We start from the raw sequence: 19,951 nt of genomic DNA, 5'->3' as shown, positions 1-19,951 counted from the left end.
TTTGCAACCCAGCCCTGTGCGGGTGAACAACCCCGTCCCATCACGCTTTCAAGGATCCCGATATGTTCGAACTCGATCACGACCTGGCCCAGGACATCGTCGACCGGGCGATGGCCATCCTGCCGTACAACGTCAATGTCATGGACAGCCAGGGACTGATTCTCGGCAGCGGCGAGCCGGAGCGCATCAACACCCGCCATGAAGGCGCGCAACTGGTGCTGGCCAACGGGCGGGTGGTGGAAATCGACGCGCAAACCGCGATTCATCTCAAAGGCGTGCAGCCGGGGATCAATTTGCCGCTGTTGCTCGATCAGCGCTTGATCGGTGTGCTGGGAATTACCGGTGAACCCGAGCAATTGCGCACCTATGCCGAGCTGGTGCGGATGACCGCCGAGATGCTGGTGGGCCAGCGCAATCAGCAGGCCGAGCAGCAATGGCGGCGTCAGCGTTGCGATGATCTGTTGGCGTTGCTGCTAAGCGAGGCCGGAGATTCCCCGCGCTTGCTGGACGAAGCGCAACAGTTGGGCTTGAAACCGCAAATGACGCGGGTGCCTTATCTGTTCGAGTTGGGTGGGGAACACGGCCCGGGGCAGACGGTGGATGCGCTCAGTGCCTGGCTGACCTCGCGTTACCCGGACAGTTGGTGCGTGAGTTCGGCCAAGTCTTCGTTGCTGTGGTGCCGGCCGGCGAGTCAGGCGATCGAGAATGATCGGCTGCTGGAAAAACTCGACGGCCTGGGCTGGAACATTTTGCGCATCGCCGTGGGTGGGCAGGCGGATGGATTGTCCGGGCTGCGTCGTTGTTATCGACGGGTCGGTGACTTGCTGGCCTACGGGCGCGATGTGTTGCCGCGTTCGCGTTTGCTGACACTCAACCGCTATCGGCTGCCGGTGATGCTGTGGCGCCACCGCAACGATGACGCGCTGGATGAGTTGCTCAAGCCACTGCGCAAAGTCATCGCCAAGGACGGCAACGGCCAACTGCTGGCGACCTTGCGCAGTTGGTGCGAACACGACGGGCAAAGCCAGGCGTGTGCGGAGGCGTTGGGGATTCATCGCAACAGCCTGCGCTATCGGATGGAGCGGATTGCCGAGTTGAGTGGGGTTGATCCGTTGAAACTGGATGGCATGCTTGCGCTGTACTTAGGCGTCCAGCTCCTGCCCCAAATCGACTGACAAACCCCAATTTTGTAGCAGCTGCCGAGCCTGCGAGGCTGCGTTCGGCGGCGAAGCCGTCGTGAAACCATCCGCTACGGTGAATCAGACAAACCGCATGTACCGGATTTGCGAGGACTTCGTCCTCGAACGCAGCCTCGCGCTGCTCGGCAGCTGCTACAAACAAGTGTGTAGGTCGGGCTTTGTGGAAATGAACAATAAACGGCACACCCGCTTGTGCAGCGGACCGGCGTTATTGTTCGGGGCTGCTGGCAGCATGGAACGCATTGGAACTGGAGAATTCGCATGAAAATCGTCATCGCCCCCGATTCGTTCAAGGACAGCCTGAGTGCCCAGGGTGTGGCCGACGCCATCGCGCTTGGCCTTGCGCAGGTCTGGCTTGATGCACAACTGGTCAAATGCCCGATGGCCGACGGCGGCGAAGGCACGGTCGAGTCGATTCTGGCGGCGTGCGAAGGTCAATTGCGCAGGACGCAAGTTCGCGGTCCGCTCGGTGTAACCGTGGATGCCGCCTGGGGCTGGTTGCCGCAAAGCCAAACCGCGATCATCGAAATGGCTGAAGCCAGCGGCCTGCAACTCGTGCCGCCGGGGCAACGCGATGCGTGCGTCAGCAGCACGTTCGGCACCGGCGAGTTGATTCGCGCGGCGCTGGATGACGGGGCCCAACGGGTGATCCTGGCCATTGGCGGAAGCGCCACCAACGACGGCGGTGCCGGGGCGATGCAGGCGCTGGGGGTGAAGCTGCTGGACGCCCAAGGGCAAACTCTGGCACCGGGCGGTATGGCATTGGCGCAACTGGCTCAAATCGATCTGAGTGAGATCAATCCACGGCTGGCCAACGTGCGCTTCGACATCGCCGCCGACGTCAACAATCCCTTGTGCGGTCCTCACGGCGCTTCAGCGATTTTCGGTCCGCAGAAAGGTGCGTCGCCCGAGCAGGTTCAGCAGTTGGATGCTGCCCTTGGACACTTCGCCGAGCTGTGCGCCCAGGCGCTGGGCAAAGACGTCAAGGACGAACCGGGCAGCGGCGCGGCCGGTGGTTTAGGGTTTGCGGCGAAGGCGTTTCTCGGCGCGCAGTTTCAGGCCGGCGTGGAAGTGGTCGCTGAGTTGGTCGGTCTGTCTGAAGCGGTGAAGGGCGCCGACCTGGTGATTACCGGCGAAGGGCGTTTCGACGCGCAGACCTTGCGCGGCAAGACACCGTTCGGCGTGGCGCGTATCGCCCGAGAGCAGGGCGTGCCGGTGATCGTGATCGCAGGAACCTTGGGCGAGGGGTATCAAGAGTTGTACGCGCACGGCATCGATGCGGCGTTTGCCTTGGCCAGCGGGCCGATGACGCTGGAACAGGCGTGTGCCGAGGCACCGCGTTTATTGCAAGATCGTGCCAGTGATATCGCACGGGTTTGGCGAATCGCCGCTCGTAAATCCTGAAGTGCAATCCATCCCTGTAGCAGCTGTCGAGCCTGCGAGCCTGCGTTCGGCTGCGCAGCAGTCGTGAAACCTGATGACGCGGTTTCCCTGGAACACCGCGCTGGCTGATTTTACGACTGCTGCGCAGCCGAACGCAGCCTCGCAGGCTCGACAGCTGCTACGGGGATTGGTGTTTCAAAGTTGAAACACATGCGGCGCCGCAAATTATTTTTCTCAACTCCCCGCATAAAACCTCATCCCCAGCCGATACACCCAATAGGCGCACACAAACCTATTACAACACCAGCGCCAAGCTGACCCCGCGCGCGCCAACGCCCGCCACTCAGCAATCACCGCAAGGACGCTCGCCGCCTCAATCACCCGAGTATCGTCCTATGTCCCTGCGTAACCTGAATATCGCGCCTCGAGCTTTCCTGGGTTTTGCCTTCATTGCCTTGCTCGTCATCGTGCTGGGTGTGTTTGCGGTGAATCGCATGTCGATCATTCGCCAGTCCTCGATCGACATGGGCAGCAACCAACTGCCCAGCGTCAGCTACCTGGGCAATGTCACCGAAAATATCCTGCGCATGCGCATCCTGTCGTTCCGGATTCTGGTCAACCGCGAGCCGGCCAGTTTGCAGGAAGCTGAAACCCGCATCGGCGTGCTCACCGACAAGGCACGCAAGGCGCAGGCCAGCTATGCCGAGTTACCGGCGGGCCAGGACGAAGCCGCGCTATATAAAGTGTTCAGCGCAACGATGGACAAATACATGCAAGCGCAGCGCGAGATGATGGACCTGTCGCGCCAGAACAAGGTGGATGAGATGCGCACCTTGATCAACACGCGGATCAAGGAAGGCACCGACCTGATGGGCGAACAGCTCAATAAACTGGTGGCGTACAACAATGATGGCGCGAAAGCGGCCGGTATTATCGCTGAAGAAAACTACAACACCGCCGTGAACGGAATCATTGCGGTGTCGGTGGTGGCGTCGCTCATGACCGTGCTGCTGGCCTGGCTGTTGACCCGCAGCATCGTCACGCCGCTGAATCGCGCCGTGCAGGCAGCCGAAACCATTGCCAGCGGCAACTTGACCAAAGTCATCGAAGTCGACGGCAAGGACGAACCGGCGAAGTTGCTCGGCGCCTTGTCCGTCATGCAGTCCAACCTGCGCAAAACCATCGAACAGATCGCCGGTTCCGCCACGCAATTGGGAGCCGCTGCCGAAGAGTTGAGCACCGTCACCCAGGAAGCGTCTCGCGGCCTGCAACAACAAAACAACGAAATCGAACAGGCTGCGACGGCGGTCAACGAAATGACCGCCGCCGTGGAAGAAGTCGCGCGCAACGCCGTGTCGACCTCCGAAGCCTCGAACCAGTCGACCCAGGCCGCCCGCGAAGGCCGCGACCGCGTAGTGGAAACCGTCGACGCGATCCAGACCATGACCCACGACGTGCAAAACACCTCGTTGATGATCGAAGGCCTGGCCGCTCAGGGGCGCGACATTGGCAAAGTGCTGGACGTGATCCGCGCCATCGCCGAGCAAACCAACTTGCTGGCCCTCAACGCTGCGATCGAAGCGGCCCGTGCCGGTGAAGCCGGACGAGGGTTCGCGGTAGTCGCCGACGAAGTCCGGGCGCTGGCCCATCGCACCGCGCAATCGACCCAGGAAATCGAAAAAATGGTCGCCGGCATCCAGAACGGCACGGGCGAAGCCGTTTCGTCGATGCAGCAAAGCAATCAACGCACACAGAGCACCCTGGAAATGGCTCGAGCCGCCGGCGTGGCACTGGAGCAGATCACCCAGTCGATCCACTTGATCAACGAGCGCAACCTGGTGATCGCCAGCGCGTCGGAAGAACAGGCCCAAGTGTCCCGCGAAGTCGACCGCAACCTGGTGAACATCCGCGACCTCGCCACCCAGTCCGCCGCCGGTGCCAATCAGACCAGCGCCGCGACGCACGAACTGTCGCGTCTGGCGGTAGATTTGAATGCGATGGTGGCGCGTTTCGTGATTTGAACGGATGAGTCGAAGCAGATGTAATAAGTTGGAGCAGTTTCATGCTCCAACTTCCATGAATAGTGCGGTTCTAAGTTTGAGAAATGTCTATATAGCCTTTTTAATTTGACATGTCCTTCACTGTGATTTCTTGAGAGTGCGACCTTGGCGAGGTGTCGTTACCGACCCTTTTGAACAGCTCATAGTCCATTAGATGTTTGCCTTCGCCTACTGCGAGAATTTCTCTAGTCGTGATTATGACAGGCGTGTCAGAGTTGTTATAAAGGCTCGCATTAACAGTTATACATTTGGGATCTGTACCAAATCTTACCGCGACCATGTCGTACGATGTATCAGCAGGGAGTTTTATAGTGACTTTCAACTGATCGCCGTTTGCTACGAGGTATTTGAGAGTGAGGCCGTTAGCCAACACTTCCTTTGGTACTTCTGGTAATACAGGTATTTGTTCCTGAGATGTTTTATTCAAGTTCGACATTTCGATTCTCCAGAGCTAGATGGTTATGAGAGGAAACAGCATCGAAATCGAAATTCCTGCGCTCATTTAGCGGTCTCAAAAAAGGCTCGTCTACTGTCAGACCTGTCAGCTAGACAGGGTCGAAAAACGCGTTCAAATTTACGAGTTTCACTCAGTGAGTCCTGGCTGATGCCAAATAGCTGGCGCGTTTCGTGATTTGAGATAGGGTTGAGTCTGGAAGTCCGCGCGCGACAGGAGAAACACATGCGCTATTCAGCCTTGACCCAACGAATCGCCGGCGACGGAGCGGCAGCCTGGCAGATTCATGACCGAGCGCTGGAAATGCGCGAGCAAGGAATCGATGTGCTGCTGCTGTCGATCGGCGATCCGGATTTCGACACGCCGCCGTCCATCGTCCAGGCGGCCATCGACAGTTTGCGGGCCGGCGACACGCATTACCCGGAGGTGCGCGGCAGTCGCGGATTGCGCAGCAGCATCGCGCGGCGCCATCGACAGCGCAGTGGTCAGACGGTGGACGCCGATCATGTGATCGTGTTTCCAGGGGCGCAGTGCGCGGTGTATTCGGTCGCGCAATGCCTGCTCGATCCGGGTGATGAGGTGATCGTCGCCGAGCCGATGTACGTGACCTACGAAGGCGTGTTCGGCGCTTGCGCCGCCAAAGTGGTGCCAGTGGCGGTGCGGCCGGAGAACGGCTTTCGCGTTGATCCGGCGGATGTTGCGGCGCTGATCTCGCCGAAGACCCGGGTCCTGTTGCTCAACAGCCCCAACAATCCTTCCGGCGCCAGCCTGTCCTTGAAAACCTGGCAAGCGTTGGCAGCATTGTGCGTGCGCCATGATCTGTGGCTGATCAGCGACGAGGTCTACAGCGATCTGCTGTTCGAGGGCGAACACATCAGCCCGGCGAGCCTGCCGGGCATGGCCGAACGCACCGCGACGATCAACAGCCTGTCCAAATCCCACGCCATGAGCGGCTGGCGCGTCGGTTGGTCGATCGGCCCGAAAATGCTGGCTGAGCACCTGGTGCACTTGTCGTTGTGCATGCTGTTCGGCATCCCGGATTTTGTGCAGAAAGCCGCGCAAGTGGCGCTGGATGAAGACCTGCCGGAAGTAGCGCTGATGCGTGAAGAATATCGCCAGCGTCGCGATCTGGTGTGCGCGCGGTTGAGCAATTGCGCGGGGATTCGCCCGATCTGGCCGGATGGCGGGATGTTTGTGATGGTGGATGTGCGTGCGACCGGGTTGTGTGCCCAGGGCTTCGCCGAGCGTTTGCTGGAGGGGTACGGCGTGTCCGTGCTCGCCGGCGAGGCGTTCGGACCGAGTGCGGCGGGGCATATCCGGATCGGGTTGGTGGTGGATCAAGTGAAGCTGGCGGATGCGTGCCGGCGGATTGCCTTATGTGCGGCGGATTTACTGGAAGCACGGCGCGCCTGACCGTTTTGTGTTGTTTGTGCTGGCCCCTTCGCGGGCAAGCCTCGCTCCTACAGGTTTTGCACAATCCTGTAGGAGCGAGGCTTGCCCGCGAAGACTGACTGACAGCCCCCCAATTTCTTAAGCCTGCCACGCCCCAACATTCACCAGATTCTTCGGCCGCTCCCCAGCCAACGCCATCAACAGATTCTCCACCGCACACTCCGCCATCGCCTCCCGCGTCTCATGCGTCGCCGACCCCATGTGCGGCGTCGCCACCACATTGTTCAACGCTAACAACGGCGAATCCAGATTCAGCGGCTCACGCTCAAACACATCCAGCCCGGCCGCGCGAATCTGCCCCGTGCGCAACGCCTCGATCAGCGCCGCCTCATCCACAACCTTGCCCCGGGAAATATTGATGAAAATGCTCTCCGGGCGCATCAGGCCGAACTCCTCGGCACCAATCAAGCCTTCGGTTTCAGCCGTCAGCGGCAAGGTCAGGCAAATGAAATCCGCCTGTTGCAACAACTCGGTCAGGCTGCGGTACTGAGCATCAAAGCGTTGTTCAACCGCCGGCTTCGGCGAGTGGCTGTGATAGATCACCGGCATGCCAAAGCCGAAATGTCCACGTTGCGCCAACGCCTCGCCGATGCGCCCCATACCGATGATGCCCAACGTCTTGCCATGCACATCGGTGCCAAAATGCACCGGGCTGATGTTGCGGTTCCACTGACCGGCACGGACTATATTGGCCAGTTCCACCACCCGCCGAGCCGTCGCCAGAATCAGCGCAAACCCCGTATCAGCCGTGGTTTCCGTCAGCACATCGGGCGTGTTGCTGAGCAGGATGCGCCGCTCGGTCAGGTAGTCGATGTCGTAGTTGTCGACGCCCACGGAGACGCTGGCAATGGCCTGCAGATTCGGCGCCAGGTCGAGTAATTCGGCGTCCAGTTTCAGGCTCGCGCCAAGCAAGCCATGGGCGCGGGGCAGGGCGTCGCGCAGGTGTGCGATGCCTTCCGGGTTGAGGTTGTCGATCAGTGTCACGTCGGTGTGCTCATGCAGGCGAGCCATCAACAGCGGCGAGAGTTTCTTGTACAGCACGACCTGCTTTTTCATCGTCATCATCTCAACTTCAAATCAAGGGTGAGCCGTCACTGGCCGTTGCGCAGCGGCTTTGGCCACGACCCGGTCACTGGCGCCGGGCTTGAGGAAAATCGTCAGTACCACCGAGAGCATCAACGCGCCGCTCATCAGCAAATACGAAGCACCGGGCGACCCGGTGGAGCTGTTCAGGTAACCGACCAGATACGAACCGCCAAACGAACCCAGCGCGCCCATGCTGTTGATCAGCGCCATGGCACCCCCGGCCACGTTGGCAGGGAGGATTTCCGGGACGATCGCGAAGAACGGCCCGTAAGGCGCATACATGCAGGCACCGGCGATCACCAGCAGGGTGTAGGACCACCAGAAATGTTCGGCGCCCAAGGCGTAGGAGCCGTAGAACGCAATGGAGGCAATCAGCAGCGGCGGCCAGACGAAGCGTTTACGCTTCTGTAATTTGTCCGAGCCCCAGGAAACCAACAGCATGCTGATCACCGCCGCCAGGTACGGCAGCGCCGAGAGCCAGCCGGCTTCGATCATGTCCATCTGCGCGCCGGCCTTGAGGATCGACGGCAGCCACAACACGAAACCGTAGACGCCAATGCTCCAGCAGAAAAACTGCAACGCGAGGATGATCACTTTCGGCGAGCGGAAGGCTTCGGCGTAGTTCTTCACCGCTTTGATGCCGACCTGTTCGGCGGCGAGGGCGCTTTCCAGATCCAGCTTCTCCTGGTCAGTCAGCCACTTGGCCTGGGCCGGACGGTCATCGGCCAGACGCCACCAGATAAACGCCCACAGCACCGCCGGCAAACCTTCGATGATGAACATCCAGCGCCAGCTGTAATGCTGCACCAGATAACCCGACACCACCGACATCCAGAGCATGGTCACCGGGTTGCCGAGGATCAGAAAGGTGTTGGCCCGCGAGCGTTCGGCACGGGTGAACCAGTGGCAAAGGTACACCAGCATCGCCGGCATCACCGCGGCTTCGACCACGCCGAGCATGAAACGAATGACGATCAGCCAATAGGCGTTGGAGACAATCCCGGTCAACGTGGCGAGCCCGCCCCAGAGGATCAGGCTGACGAAAATCAGCTTCTTCACGCTGTGCTTCTGCGCATAGATCGCGCCCGGCACCTGGAAGAAAAAGTAGCCGAGGAAGAACAGCGCGCCGAGCATCGACGACAGGCCGGGCGTGATCATCAGGTCGGCAGCCATCCCGGAGGCGGCAGCGAACCCGTAATTGGCACGGTCCAGATACGCCAGGCTGTAGGTGATGAAGACGATGGGCATGATGTACCACCAGCGGCGGGCGGCGAGTGAGGCGGTTTTCATGAGGGTGCTCCTGAGCTTGTTGTTTTTGTCGCAGCAGGTAACGGATCAAAAATCTTCAGTGACTGTGCGGGCCTCATCGCGAGCAGGCTCACTCCCACACGGGTTTTGTGAACGCCACAGATCCCCTGTGGGAGTGAGCCTGCTCGCGATAGCGGCCTCGAATTCAACAGATAATTCAAGCCGGGTTGGCAACCCCTCCATATCCCCCCGACTCTGCACCGCACGGCTGCCAATCCAGTTGGCCCGCTGCACGGCATCGGCAAAGCTGTGGTTTTCCAGCAACGCGCTGATCATGCCGACGGCAAAGCCATCGCCAGCCCCAACCGTGTCGACCACCGTTGCCACCGGCACACCGGCGACAAACCCCTCATCCTGATGCGTGCGGTAATACGCGCCATTCGGCCCGAGCTTGATGGCCACTGCTTCGGCACCCTGATCGAGATAAAACGCCGCGATGTCCGCCGGGTCTTCAAACCCGGTCAGCAACCGGCCTTCACTCAACCCCGGCAACACCCAATGGGCGAGGGCGGCGAGTCGATTAATTTCGTCGATCATCAGCCGCTCGCTGGCCCACAAGCTCGGGCGCAGGTTCGGGTCAAAGGACACGCTGCGCCCTGCATTGCGCATGCGGGTCATCAGTTCAAACGACATTTCCCGGGCAGACGCCGACAGCGCCGCAGGAATACCGGTGGCGTGCAAATGGCGAGCGTTGAGTAACGGTGAGGCAATCGACTGCACCGACAACTGACTGGCCGCCGAACCGCGACGGAAATACTCGACCGCCGGATCGCTGCCATCCTCGGTGCGGGACTTGAGCTGAAACCCGGTCGGTTGGGTCGGGTCGATGGCGACATGGCTGCAGTCCAGGCCTTCTTTTTCCAACGTGTCTACGACAAACCGCCCAAGCGAATCGGCACCCACCCGACTCAACCACGCCACGTTGAAACCCAGCCGCGACAGGCCAATCGCGACGTTGCTGTCCGCCCCGGCAATGCGCTTGTGAAATTGACTGACTGCCGCCAGATCACCATTCTGCTCGGCGACAAACATTGCCATGGTTTCGCCGAACGAGAGGATATCGAACTCAGACATGAGCACTCTCCAGGCGGGATTGGCCGAGGCGGGCGAGGGTGGCGACGTGTTCGGTGGTCAGCTGCACCAGGTCATCGCCTTGCAGCGGATATTCCGCCGCCCGCATAACGCCTTGGGCCATGTGCCGCAGCAGTTGTTTCCACAGATGCACGTCACTGGCGGCTGGCGGGATAGCGACCAGCTTGCCGTCGGCCCGGCGTGCAACGGCTTTGCAATGCACATAGCCCACATGCCGACCGAGCAACCGCGCAGCGCTGGCGGCGGACTGGTCCTGCCATTGCCAGTTGCCGATGTCGAAGGTCATTTTGATCGGAAGATTGTGCTGCTCAACCTTGCCGAAGAAGCGTTGAAACGGTTCGATACGGCCGCCGTGCAGGGTCTGGTCGTTTTCCACCAGCAGATGCACCGGGCTCTGAGCGAGAATTCGGTTCAAGGCCTGGAGATCGTTGTTGTCGGTGAAGTAACCCAGCGAGACTTTCAGCCATTTGGCACCGAATGTTTCGGCGCGCTGAAGGGTGCTGAGCAGTTCAGGGTTGGGTTTCGATTGGCCGGCCAGCCACAATTCCATCGGCGACGAATAGATGCTTTCCAGCCCCTGGGATTGGGTAGCGTCGGCCAGTTGCAACGGGTCTTCGTCAGTCAGCAGCTCTTCGCGCCATTCAATGTGCGTGGCACCGGCAGCGGCCAATACCTCGATAAAACTGCCTTGGCCGCGTTGGCGGACCAGGTCGGCGCCGTAGCTCGACAGGCTGATGGAGACGGGTGATTTATTCATTGTTTTGCACCTCTGAAACCGGTTTCATTTTTGTTCAAAAAAAATGGCTGTTTAGGTGATGTGGTGTTTTCCAGGGCCTCTTCGCGGGCAAGCCTCGCTCCTACAGGGCATGCGGTGCCCTAGTAGGAGCGAGGCTTGCCCGCGAAGGCGTCCTCAAACTGAAACACGCAACGCGGTCGACCCCCGCACAATCAACCGCGCCGAGAAATCCATCGTCCGCACCGGCCCGTCATCCCCGCGCAACCGCTTGAGCAAACACTCAAACGCAGTCGCACCAATCTCCGCCGTCGGCTGGGCAAGCGCCGTAATCCCGCTGCCCACCAGCGGATACCAATCCAGATCATCCAGCGCGATCAGCCCGACCTCCTCAAACAGATTGCACTGCAACTCACGCAAGGAATGGGTAGCGGCCAACGCCGCAATCCCATTGGCACAAAACAACGCTTTCGGCCCAGGGCCAGGGGTGTCCAGGAAGGTTTTCAGCTGCGCAGTCAGCTCACTACCGGTTTCCACCACCGCACCGGCCAGTGTCGGACGTTGCCCGATTTGCGCCTTGAAACTGCTGACCCGCTCAATCCGTGAACTGGTGCCATCAAACGGTTCAGTCACCATCAGCACGTCGCGATACCCGCGTTCCTGCAAATGGGCGATGGCCATTTCCACGGCGGCCGGGTTGTCCAGACCGACCAGATCACTCTCAAGCTGTTCGACCTTGCGATCCACCAGCACCATCGGCATCTCCCGATGCAGTTCCTGCAACTCGTCGCGGTGGTGGCCAAGGGTGTTCACGATCAAACCTTCGATGTTGTACGACCGCAGCAACGCCAGGTGCTGACGTTCCTGCTCGTCATCGCGATCGGTGTTGCACACCACCAGGCTGTAACCGTGCTGACGGCAGGCGGTTTCCACCCCGTGCATCACGGCAATCGAATAAGGGTTACGGATATCGGCCACCAGCATGCCGATCAGGCGCGTGCGCCCACGTTTCAAACCGCGGGCCATCTGGTTGGGGCGATAGCCGAGTTGGGCTATCGCTTGCTCGATGCGCAAGGCAATGGCATCGGAGAGCAAGGCGCGGTCGTCACCGATAAAGCGCGAAACGCTGGCCTTGGAGACACCGGCGTGTTCGGCGACGTCGAGCATGGTGACGCGGCTGCGTTGGGCGGCGGAGAAATCGTTCATGGCGATAGCTTTTTGTTGTTGGATTGGTTTTTTAGTAGTCGTGAAACCGGTTTCAGAGAACACCAATCCCTGCCCCTTCGTCAAGCCACGTTCATCGCAGACGAGTCTGTGTAACGTCTGGTTTCCCGACGAACGGTTGATTTACCTGTCAGATCTGACAGTAGGCAAGTGCGATGGCTTGGCGCTTAATTCTTCCATGAGCGCCACAAAAGTTACGCGCAGTGTTTCTACCAACAGACAGGTAAAAGAAGCGATGGTGGCGAAGAAGTTATCAGCGTCAGACGCAGGGATATTGGCGGCGCCACTTTCAGTGGAAGGTATCGATGACAGTGATACGGATGGACATATTCCCCTCGATATCCTGCGCAATGGAACTCGCATTGTCATTCCTTACTGGCCCAGTCCCCTGAACAATGATGAACTTTGGATATCACTGTTTCGAAACGGAGTTGAGCAAAGGCTTTACACGGAGCTCTATAGCCCGCCACAACCAGCCTTTTTATATTTCAGACTGACGCCGCAGCATTTGGCAACTGATGGCATCGTATTTTTATCTTATAAAGTCTGGAAAGGTTTAGGCGGTAATCCCGACCCTTCGCCAGAAAGAAAATTGACTATTGATCACTCTTTACCAGTTGTTCTGGATGAGCCGACATTTCGCCATGCCACGATTTGGGGGTATCTGAACAACAAAACGTTTCCCCCACTGACATCCGGCGCAACCGTTGCGGTACCCGCTTCAACGGGCATTGCAGTACCCGGCGACATTGCAAAAGTACACTGGCAAGGTTATCTAAGTTTGAATGGAAGTGGTCCGCCTGTTACGAATACGTACGGCGATTTTGATAAGACATTGCAACAACAGGATATTAATAATGGATATGAACAAGTCATCCCATTTGATCCTCACATTAAATTTCTTTTTGATAACGACTCGGCCCTCGTCCATTGGCAATTGTTAAGAAAGGGACGGCTGATCGGAGAGTCACAAAAAGGTTTGGTGAAAATAGACAGAGTAACACCCGGCGAAAGTGGCCCTTCTGGCCTGAATATACAAGGAGAGACAAAAATGGCAATTGGTTTTGTACCCAAACAACAACGAGCCGCTTCTTTAATTTTATCAGGCGGTGGGGCTCTCTCGGACATTGCAGTTGACACGCTAGCGGATGGTTTTATCGCGAAACCTGTGCTGGATTCCGGCATCCTGAATATCAATTTTACTCGTTCAGACGATGAGTTTGAACGCGATACTATTGATGTTAAGTACCGTGAAAAAGGCGAGGCGGTTTGGATTGACTATCCAGCCACCATCACGCTTGGCCCGATTGCAGGCCGTCCCCCAACGACTATTCCATTGTCCTTAAATGCAACGCATTTTGCGGAAAAGCCTACGTCAACTGGCCCGACTGTCTGGGAGCTTATGATTGAGCTTTTCAAAGACAATGGCGGTAACGCGGATCCGTCGAATATTCTGGAATTTACAGTTGACCAACTCGCACCTGTTAATACAAAAAACCCTCCCAGAAGAATTAGGCCGACGCCGGCTCCAGCTTTTGTCAATGGAACCCCGCTTCCGACGCGGACAATTGACAGGACCTGGATAAATGCAAATACGGATATGAATTTCACGGTGAGTGTCACTTATTTAGGGCGTCGTCTTGACGATATCCTGACCGTCTGGTTGCTCTCCGGTACGCAAAAAGTTCAGGTCTATAACACCGTCGTTGTTGCTACCGGTGCATTGAGCATTCCCAGCAGCGAGTTGCTTCAATTTCCGAATGGACGCGTCAATATAAGTTATCGTTGGGACGACTGGCTAGGTAATCTAGGCGAGGAATCTACTTCTACTCCTGTTCTGACATTGGCATTACCGCAAGCGCCGTTGGTCAATAGAGCACCGCTGGTGCCAGAAACCGATCCGAATTACAGCGAGTCTCTCTATTGGGAAAACTTCGAAGGCGGGATTGCGGCCATCGTCCAAAATGCATCTATCGCACACGCGGAGCCGGGGGATCAAGTTTTAGTGGTAGTTACTGATCCCGCAGATGTCACCAATTATATCGAGACTGCCAAACAACCATGGGCTAACGCCAATTTGAGTTTTGATCTTAGCTACGAAGATCTTGATCAGATATTTGCCGATGCCGACGAGCCCAAGGACGTCACGATCCATTGTGAAATAGAGCGAACCGGCATTCCGAATGCAGTTTCACCTTCTGCAACCATTACGTTGGCATTCGATATTGCGGGTGTGAAGCCAACAAATCCTCCTGATCTGAACAATCCGGATCTCCAACTACCGGTTGTGAGGGGGGAGTCCGATACTCCGAACATTGTGCTGGCTACTGATCGCGACAAACCGGGCAAATTCAAAGTGACAAACGGTCTGCAAGACCCGGATTTTTCACCGGAGCACACAGTCAAGTGTTACTTGGGTGGCTCTACAATACCATTTACGGAATTTAGTCCGCTCGTAAATGTAAGCGAGTTTGAGGTTACGATCCCGGCAAGCGAAATGGCCAAGTTAACACCTCCGAGCGATGTAGCTCGATACACTATTCAGAAGACCGGGGTAGATAAAAACGTCAATAAATCCTTGCCGCAAACAGTGGTAGTTAATCAAATTCCGGTCGTCCTGCCGGATCCTACTATCAGAATCCGTAATCCGACAGTTCGCGACTATATCGAGTGCTACGCGATGACCAGTCCCACTAGTAGCTATGAACTGGGACTGCAAATCAAAAAGGACCCGTTGCTGCCACCCGGCACAGTTATCACGGCGCGTTTTGAAGCTCATAGAAATGCCGCGGGTACAGATTTGATTGCGGGTACGGCAGACTCGAAGGATTACACCATTGCGGCCGTGGGAACGCCTGACGTTGCGTCAGTAGGTAGTGCTGCAAACTTCAAGGCCGCACAACCGGTACGAGGCGCAGTTGCCTTCGGGAAGTACTGGTATACCGCGCTGAATGGCCAGCAATCGTCGACTCCGATCATTAAGCCGTTGGATACTATCAATAATAGCTTCCAATATTGCGATCTGACACTAGCTGCAGCTGCTCCAGGGCCGTAATCAATAAATATGGGTCTTGACTGTGTCGCAAGGGGGACTTGCGTGTCCCTCTTGCGAGTTTTTACTGCCAGAAAGGAGGAAGAGTGGAAGATGACTGCATCTCTGGAAGAGATAAATCTCTGCGCATAAAAAGATTATTCCTACATTAAACATTCGGTTTGCTCATTAGTCTGTAGGACGTTTTTTGGGTGGGAGCTTTCAACACTGCCGAAAGAACAGCTTTTTAGTGCAGGTTTGAGGAAGTACCCATGTCCATTTCTTTTCGTTCCAAATACCCGAACACCATCAGACTGATGATGGCGGCGTCATTGATTACCGCCCCCGAGGCATACAGCCGAACGCTATTGCCAGGCGAAAGCGAAGTGATCACCAATCCATCTGCGCCGGAAGCATGGGTGGTGTCCCAGGGGGGAACGCTGACCAACAACGCGACAGCGCTGACCATCAGCTCACAAAATGCCAATGTCGTTTTCAACGGCGGCCAGAGCCAGCGAATCGATGCGAACACTTCCTCGCTGAATTTGTTTGACGCTACGGTCAATAGCGCGGCGGGCCGAGGAGCCATTCAACTGATCGACAGCAGTGCAAGGATCAACAACTCGACTATCACCAGCACCGACAGTTCTGGACTTTTGCTGGGGCGCAACATCAACACCCCTGCATCTTCCTCTGCGACCGTCACTGGTAACAGTGTCATCACCGGTGCAATCGGCGGTGCAAGCGCTGTCGGTTTTGCCGTGCTGACCCTTGCCGACTCCACTATCATCGGCACGGGAACCACCAGCTATGGTGTGCAACTGGGCGGCGCCACACTCTCAGCAACCGGCAGCACGATTACCGGTGCAAAGGACGGGCTGCAAATCGAGACCGACACGACAGGCGTCAACACCAACACTGTCACGTTCAACAATACCCGCGTTACCGGTGGAACCGGATCAGCCATCGTGCTGGGTTCTTCCGGTGCCGCCGGTTCGGTTGCAGACATTCAAGTTCTCGGCGGCACGGAGCTGATCGGTGGCAATGGCACGGCGTTGCAGGCGACCAATCGCTCCACAGCCAACGTTACCGTCGACGCCAGCGCGTTGAAGGGTAATTTCATCGCCGATACCGACAGCACCATCGCGCTGTCGATGCAAAACGCAGCCTCTATTGCTGGCAATCTGCAGAACGTCAGGCGGGTCAGTCTCGATTCCGGCAGCACGTTGAACGGCAATGTTGAGGCTGTTGCCGGAACGGCTGCCACGGTCAGTCTGAACAATGGTTCCGCCATCAACGGCAATGCCGACAATATCGTCAGCCTTGCGCTGAACAATGGCAGCAACATGACCGGTGACGTACTCACTGCTGCCAATGGCAGTGTGATGCTGGACAACGGTTCTGTTCTGACTGGCCAGATCAACAATTCGGGCAACCTGAGTATCAACAACGCGGCGCAGTGGGTAATGACCGTCGACAGCACTGTTCAACGACTTGCCTCGAGTAACGGTGTGGTTCGCATGGGGACCAACGAGCAATTCCAGCAACTGAATGTGGGTGAACTTTCGGGTAAAGGCACCTTCGCGATGGGCACCGATCTCGGCAGCGGCGACACCGATTTCCTCAACGTCACCGGCAACGCGAGCGGGCAACATCAACTGCAAATCGCTGCAACTGGCTCAACACCGGTCACGGCCGAACCGGTGAAGGTCGGTAACATCGCCGCCGGCGATGCGAGCTTTTCGTTGGCCAATCGCGACACCGTCGACGCAGGCACCTTTGTGTACCGGCTGACGAAGGAAGGTCAGGGTTTGTACCTCAATCCCGACAAGGAAACGGTCAGTACTTCAAGCAATACCGCGCTGGCACTGGCCGGCAGTGCCCGCAGCGTGCTGAACGCAGAAACGGCCATACTCAGCGACCAGTTGGGCGATCGTAGTCTCAGCATCCGGCCCGAAGCCTCGATGCGTGCGATGGATGACAGTGCGGTGAAACTGAGCAACAGCGTCTGGGTCCGCACCTATGGCAACCAGTACAACGTCAACAACGCTTACGGCGATGGCTATACCCAGAACCAGACCGGTATCACCGGTGGTGCTGATACGGTTGTCGAATTGGGGGGGCGCCTATGGGTGCTGGGTGGATTCGTCGGAACGAGCCGTACCTACATTGATCTGAAATACGGTTCCAGCGCCATTGTCGACAGCGTGAATGCCGGGGTTTACGGCAGTACTTTCGATGTTGAAAGCGGCGTGTTCGTCAATGTCATGGCCAAAATCAACCAGTTCGATAACCAGGCCAAAGTGAGCATGAGTGACGGCACTCGGGCCAAGGGTGATTACAAGGCGTTGGGGGCAAGTGGTTCGGTGGCGGTAGGTAAGCATGTTCGCCTCAAAAACGACTACTTTGTTGAGCCTGAAATCCAGATCTCGGCAGGCGTTACTCAAAGCGATGACTACAGGCTCGACAATGGCCTGGAAGTCAACGCCGATACCATGCGTTCATTGCAGGGCAAGGTCGGGGTTCGTGGCGGTCGCGTTATCACGCTCGGAAACGGGAGTCTGCTGGAGCCGAGTCTGTCCACGGCAGTCAACCATGAGTTTGTGAAAACCAACGAGATCAAGATCAACGAAGACAGCTTTGACGATGACCGTGCCAGCAGCTCTATCGAATATGGAGCGGGGCTGAAGTGGACGCCGGCGCAACGCAACTGGCAGGTTTCCGGTCAGGTGGGTGGCAGTAAAGGCACAACTGTCAGTCAGGACTGGAGCGGTAGCTTGAGAGTGAGTTATTTCTTCTGATGATCAACCCATGAAGAAAAATGCCCCGACCCAAGTCGTAATGCTGTTCACTTGAGCGTTTGCAGTCAGTGACAAACCTGTGGCGAGGGAGCTTGCTCCCGCTGGGCTGCGTAGCGGCCCCAAAAACATGGCAACAATGCCGATTTTTGTGAGTGCTTCGCACTCAAGCGGGAGCAAGCTCCCTCGCCACAAAGTGTACTGAAGACTTCGCCTACTTAAGTGAACAGCATTACGACCCAGGTCGGGGCATTTTTTTGCGCTCTATTAACGTTACGCCAGCAAACTGAGCCAAGCCGATCCCAGCAGCAAAAAAGCCATGAATCGATTGAAGCGTTTCATGGCGCTGGCCGAGCGAATCCATTTGGCTGATCCTGCGCCCAGCAGGGCCCAGGTTCCCAGACACGGCAGTGCTACCAGAAAAAAGATCATCGACAGGCAAAGCGTCTGCACTTGGCGCTCCTCCCCCGAGCCGGCAAACACGCTGATGACAGTCAACGCCATCATCCAGGTTTTAGGATTGACCAGTTGCAGGCTGGCACCGGCCCACAGCCCGACTTTGAGCGACGCTGCATGCTCCGTCTGGGGGAGCATGATCGGCGAGCGGTATATCTGCCATGCCAGATAGCTGAGCCAAAGCACTCCCGTCCACTTCATCAAAGACTCAATGATCGGCAGCTTATCCAATGCTTCACCAATGCCATTGCCCACCGCCAATACAATCAGTCCCGCACTCGCGCAAGCGCCGAAGACAATAGGCAACGCCGCTTTGAAGCCATAGCGGGCGCTGCTGCTCAATACCAGAATGTTGGTCGGCCCTGGCGTGATGGAGGCAACAAAAGCAAACAGCAAAAACGGCAGCAGTGCAGGGACGCTGGACAACATGGTGACGGCTCCGTGAATGATTCAGGAGGCGATCCTCGCAATGTCGGGCTTATACGTCTGGAAGATTTGAGCAGCGCTTGCGGTACAGCGCCGGTGTCAGGCCATAAGCCCGGACGAACCAGCGTCCCAAGTGACTTTGATCGGCAAAACCCAACTCCATCGCCACCGCCGCCGGTTGTACGCCGCTAGCGAGCATTCGCCGAGCCTTGGACAGGCGCAGTTGCACCAGATAGGCGTGGGGTGCTAGCCCATAGGCCGCCTTGAACGCACGGGTCAGGCGGAAGCGGTCGACGCCTGTTGCCGCGGCGAGCTGGTCCAGGCCGATGTCGTATTGAGCGTTGGCGTGCAGGTACTCCCGAGCCCTCTGGGCCACCCGCGGCAGGCGCGGGTCTTCGCCATAGCGGGTGCGCCAGTGCAGGTGGCTGGTCAAACGCTCCAGCAAACCGTCGAGCGCCGTCTCGCGCACGATCTTCAGCTCGCCGCCATGCAAGGTTTCAAATGCCAGACAGGTGGCCCGCGCCAGTCCAGGCTCGCTGGTCAAGGTGTTGGCGAAACTCAACTGACTGTTGAGCGGTGCGTTTTCAAACAGACCGCTCAATTCGCGTTCCAGCCACAATGGATCGATGTAGAGCATCCGATAGGTGAAGCCACCTTCAGTGGGGGCTTCACCGTCATGGATGTCCCCTGGTTCGAGCAAAAACACGTTTCCCGGCGTGCTCTGGTGCCGAGTCCGCCGACAATTGAACTGCTGGACACCTTGCTCGGTCACGCCCACCAGGTAGCTGTCATGCCAGTGCGGATCGTATGCGTGGCCCTCGAAATGCGCGCGCAGGGTCTCGATGCCGGTGTCGGCGTCTTGGGTCAGGTCGATCCAGTTGGCGTTGCTCATGGCAGCCTGCGAATGCGGAAGTCACCGGGGCAGGTTAGCGTGTAGCCGGGGGGTAATGTCTAGAAGGTTTGTGCGGCGAGTGATGGTTGATACACCATCCCACAAGCATGCATTGGATGCCTCATGCCTGTGGGCGGGCAGGGTGAGGCCTGTCAACGGAGTACGATTTCGTAGCCTTCGATATCGAAATCGGCGTTCAGTTTGAAGGCTGGGGTGTCCGATCCCTTCAGTTCGCAGGAGGTGCGGCCCTTGATCCGTTTGGCCTCTTTATCCAATTCGAACGTAATGTCGCCATTGATGGCTTCATAGCTGCACATAGTGCCGCCGTTCGGTGGTAAACGGACAAAGCTAACCACC

Annotated in this window: 15 protein-coding genes and 1 pseudogene; 7 read left to right on the top strand and 9 right to left on the bottom strand. The window is 57.6% G+C overall.

The genetic code is table 11. The features are described 5' to 3' along the window. The first annotated feature begins 62 nt into the window (after positions 1 to 62). From ACYZTY_RS14180 to ACYZTY_RS14165, 4 genes and pseudogenes are all read left to right on the top strand, one after another. Entirely contained in the window at positions 63 to 1,175 is a 1,113-nt protein-coding gene (locus ACYZTY_RS14180; RefSeq protein ID WP_461959023.1) for a sugar diacid recognition domain-containing protein, read from the top strand. 285 nt (positions 1,176 to 1,460) lie between these two features. Then, positions 1,461 to 2,603: a glycerate kinase gene (locus tag ACYZTY_RS14175; protein WP_461959022.1), complete on the top strand. Its 1,143-nt coding sequence runs from the start codon at positions 1,461 to 1,463 to the stop codon at positions 2,601 to 2,603. A gap of 374 nt (positions 2,604 to 2,977) precedes the next feature. Next, positions 2,978 to 3,697: pseudogene (locus ACYZTY_RS14170) on the top strand (MCP four helix bundle domain-containing protein); the annotation flags it as partial. 42 nt (positions 3,698 to 3,739) lie between these two features. Continuing rightward, complete coding sequence (locus ACYZTY_RS14165) at positions 3,740 to 4,603, top strand: methyl-accepting chemotaxis protein (RefSeq protein WP_461959321.1); 864 nt, start codon at positions 3,740 to 3,742, stop codon at positions 4,601 to 4,603. Positions 4,604 to 4,703: 100 nt separating this feature from the next. On the opposite strand, the gene ACYZTY_RS14160 is transcribed toward ACYZTY_RS14165, so the two are convergent. After that, positions 4,704 to 5,078: a hypothetical protein gene (locus ACYZTY_RS14160; RefSeq protein WP_461959021.1), complete on the bottom strand. Its 375-nt coding sequence runs from the start codon at positions 5,076 to 5,078 to the stop codon at positions 4,704 to 4,706. A gap of 243 nt (positions 5,079 to 5,321) precedes the next feature. Here ACYZTY_RS14160 and ACYZTY_RS14155 point away from each other — a divergent pair, with 243 nt between their 5' ends. Beyond that, positions 5,322 to 6,509, top strand: a complete 1,188-nt coding sequence (locus ACYZTY_RS14155; RefSeq protein WP_461959020.1) for a pyridoxal phosphate-dependent aminotransferase — start codon at positions 5,322 to 5,324, stop codon at positions 6,507 to 6,509. Positions 6,510 to 6,626: 117 nt separating this feature from the next. On the opposite strand, the gene ACYZTY_RS14150 is transcribed toward ACYZTY_RS14155, so the two are convergent. The 5 genes from ACYZTY_RS14150 to ACYZTY_RS14130 all read right to left on the bottom strand — a co-directional run bounded on the left by ACYZTY_RS14150 (position 6,627) and on the right by ACYZTY_RS14130 (position 11,973). Then, positions 6,627 to 7,604 carry an NAD(P)-dependent oxidoreductase gene (locus tag ACYZTY_RS14150; RefSeq protein ID WP_461959019.1) on the bottom strand — a complete coding sequence of 326 codons (978 nt, stop codon included), beginning with the start codon at positions 7,602 to 7,604 and terminating at the stop codon, positions 6,627 to 6,629. A 21-nt stretch (positions 7,605 to 7,625) separates the two neighbouring features. Then, positions 7,626 to 8,924, bottom strand: a complete 1,299-nt coding sequence (locus ACYZTY_RS14145) for an MFS transporter (protein WP_461959018.1) — start codon at positions 8,922 to 8,924, stop codon at positions 7,626 to 7,628. 45 nt (positions 8,925 to 8,969) lie between these two features. Then, positions 8,970 to 10,016: a sugar kinase gene (locus ACYZTY_RS14140; protein ID WP_461959017.1), complete on the bottom strand. Its 1,047-nt coding sequence runs from the start codon at positions 10,014 to 10,016 to the stop codon at positions 8,970 to 8,972. Beyond that, positions 10,009 to 10,791, bottom strand: a complete 783-nt coding sequence (locus ACYZTY_RS14135) for a sugar phosphate isomerase/epimerase family protein (protein WP_461959016.1) — start codon at positions 10,789 to 10,791, stop codon at positions 10,009 to 10,011. Before ACYZTY_RS14135 ends, ACYZTY_RS14140 begins: the two co-directional genes overlap by 8 nt. A 153-nt stretch (positions 10,792 to 10,944) precedes the next feature. Then, positions 10,945 to 11,973 carry a LacI family DNA-binding transcriptional regulator gene (locus tag ACYZTY_RS14130; RefSeq protein WP_461959015.1) on the bottom strand — a complete coding sequence of 343 codons (1,029 nt, stop codon included), beginning with the start codon at positions 11,971 to 11,973 and terminating at the stop codon, positions 10,945 to 10,947. On the opposite strand from ACYZTY_RS14130, the gene ACYZTY_RS14125 reads away from it, so the two are divergent. Together ACYZTY_RS14125 and ACYZTY_RS14120 are read left to right on the top strand one after the other, a co-directional pair. Beyond that, a complete protein-coding gene (locus tag ACYZTY_RS14125) occupies positions 11,972 to 15,046 on the top strand; it encodes a hypothetical protein (RefSeq protein ID WP_461959014.1) in 3,075 nt (1,024 codons plus the stop codon). The genes ACYZTY_RS14130 and ACYZTY_RS14125 overlap by 2 nt on opposite strands. 248 nt (positions 15,047 to 15,294) lie before the next feature. After that, complete coding sequence (locus tag ACYZTY_RS14120) at positions 15,295 to 17,823, top strand: autotransporter outer membrane beta-barrel domain-containing protein (RefSeq protein WP_461959013.1); 2,529 nt, start codon at positions 15,295 to 15,297, stop codon at positions 17,821 to 17,823. A 270-nt stretch (positions 17,824 to 18,093) separates the two neighbouring features. Here the strand turns inward: ACYZTY_RS14120 and ACYZTY_RS14115 are convergent, their stop codons facing one another. The 3 genes from ACYZTY_RS14115 to ACYZTY_RS14105 form a co-directional block, all read right to left on the bottom strand. After that, on the bottom strand, positions 18,094 to 18,705 hold the full coding sequence (locus ACYZTY_RS14115) for a LysE family translocator (RefSeq protein WP_461959012.1): 612 nt from the start codon (positions 18,703 to 18,705) through the stop codon (positions 18,094 to 18,096). Positions 18,706 to 18,754: 49 nt separating this feature from the next. Then, the gene (locus ACYZTY_RS14110; RefSeq protein ID WP_461959011.1) at positions 18,755 to 19,594 is read right to left on the bottom strand and encodes an AraC family ligand binding domain-containing protein; all 840 of its coding nucleotides are present in this window, start codon (positions 19,592 to 19,594) and stop codon (positions 18,755 to 18,757) included. Between the two features lie 152 nt (positions 19,595 to 19,746). Further along, complete coding sequence (locus tag ACYZTY_RS14105) at positions 19,747 to 19,911, bottom strand: hypothetical protein (RefSeq protein WP_461959010.1); 165 nt, start codon at positions 19,909 to 19,911, stop codon at positions 19,747 to 19,749. Between the last annotated feature and the right edge of the window lie 40 nt (positions 19,912 to 19,951).

The sequence above is a fragment of the Pseudomonas sp. LB1P83 genome, from assembly GCF_054897885.1.
The sequence above is the reverse complement of the archived record's forward strand: the minus strand, read 5'-3'. Positions and strand labels throughout refer to the sequence as shown.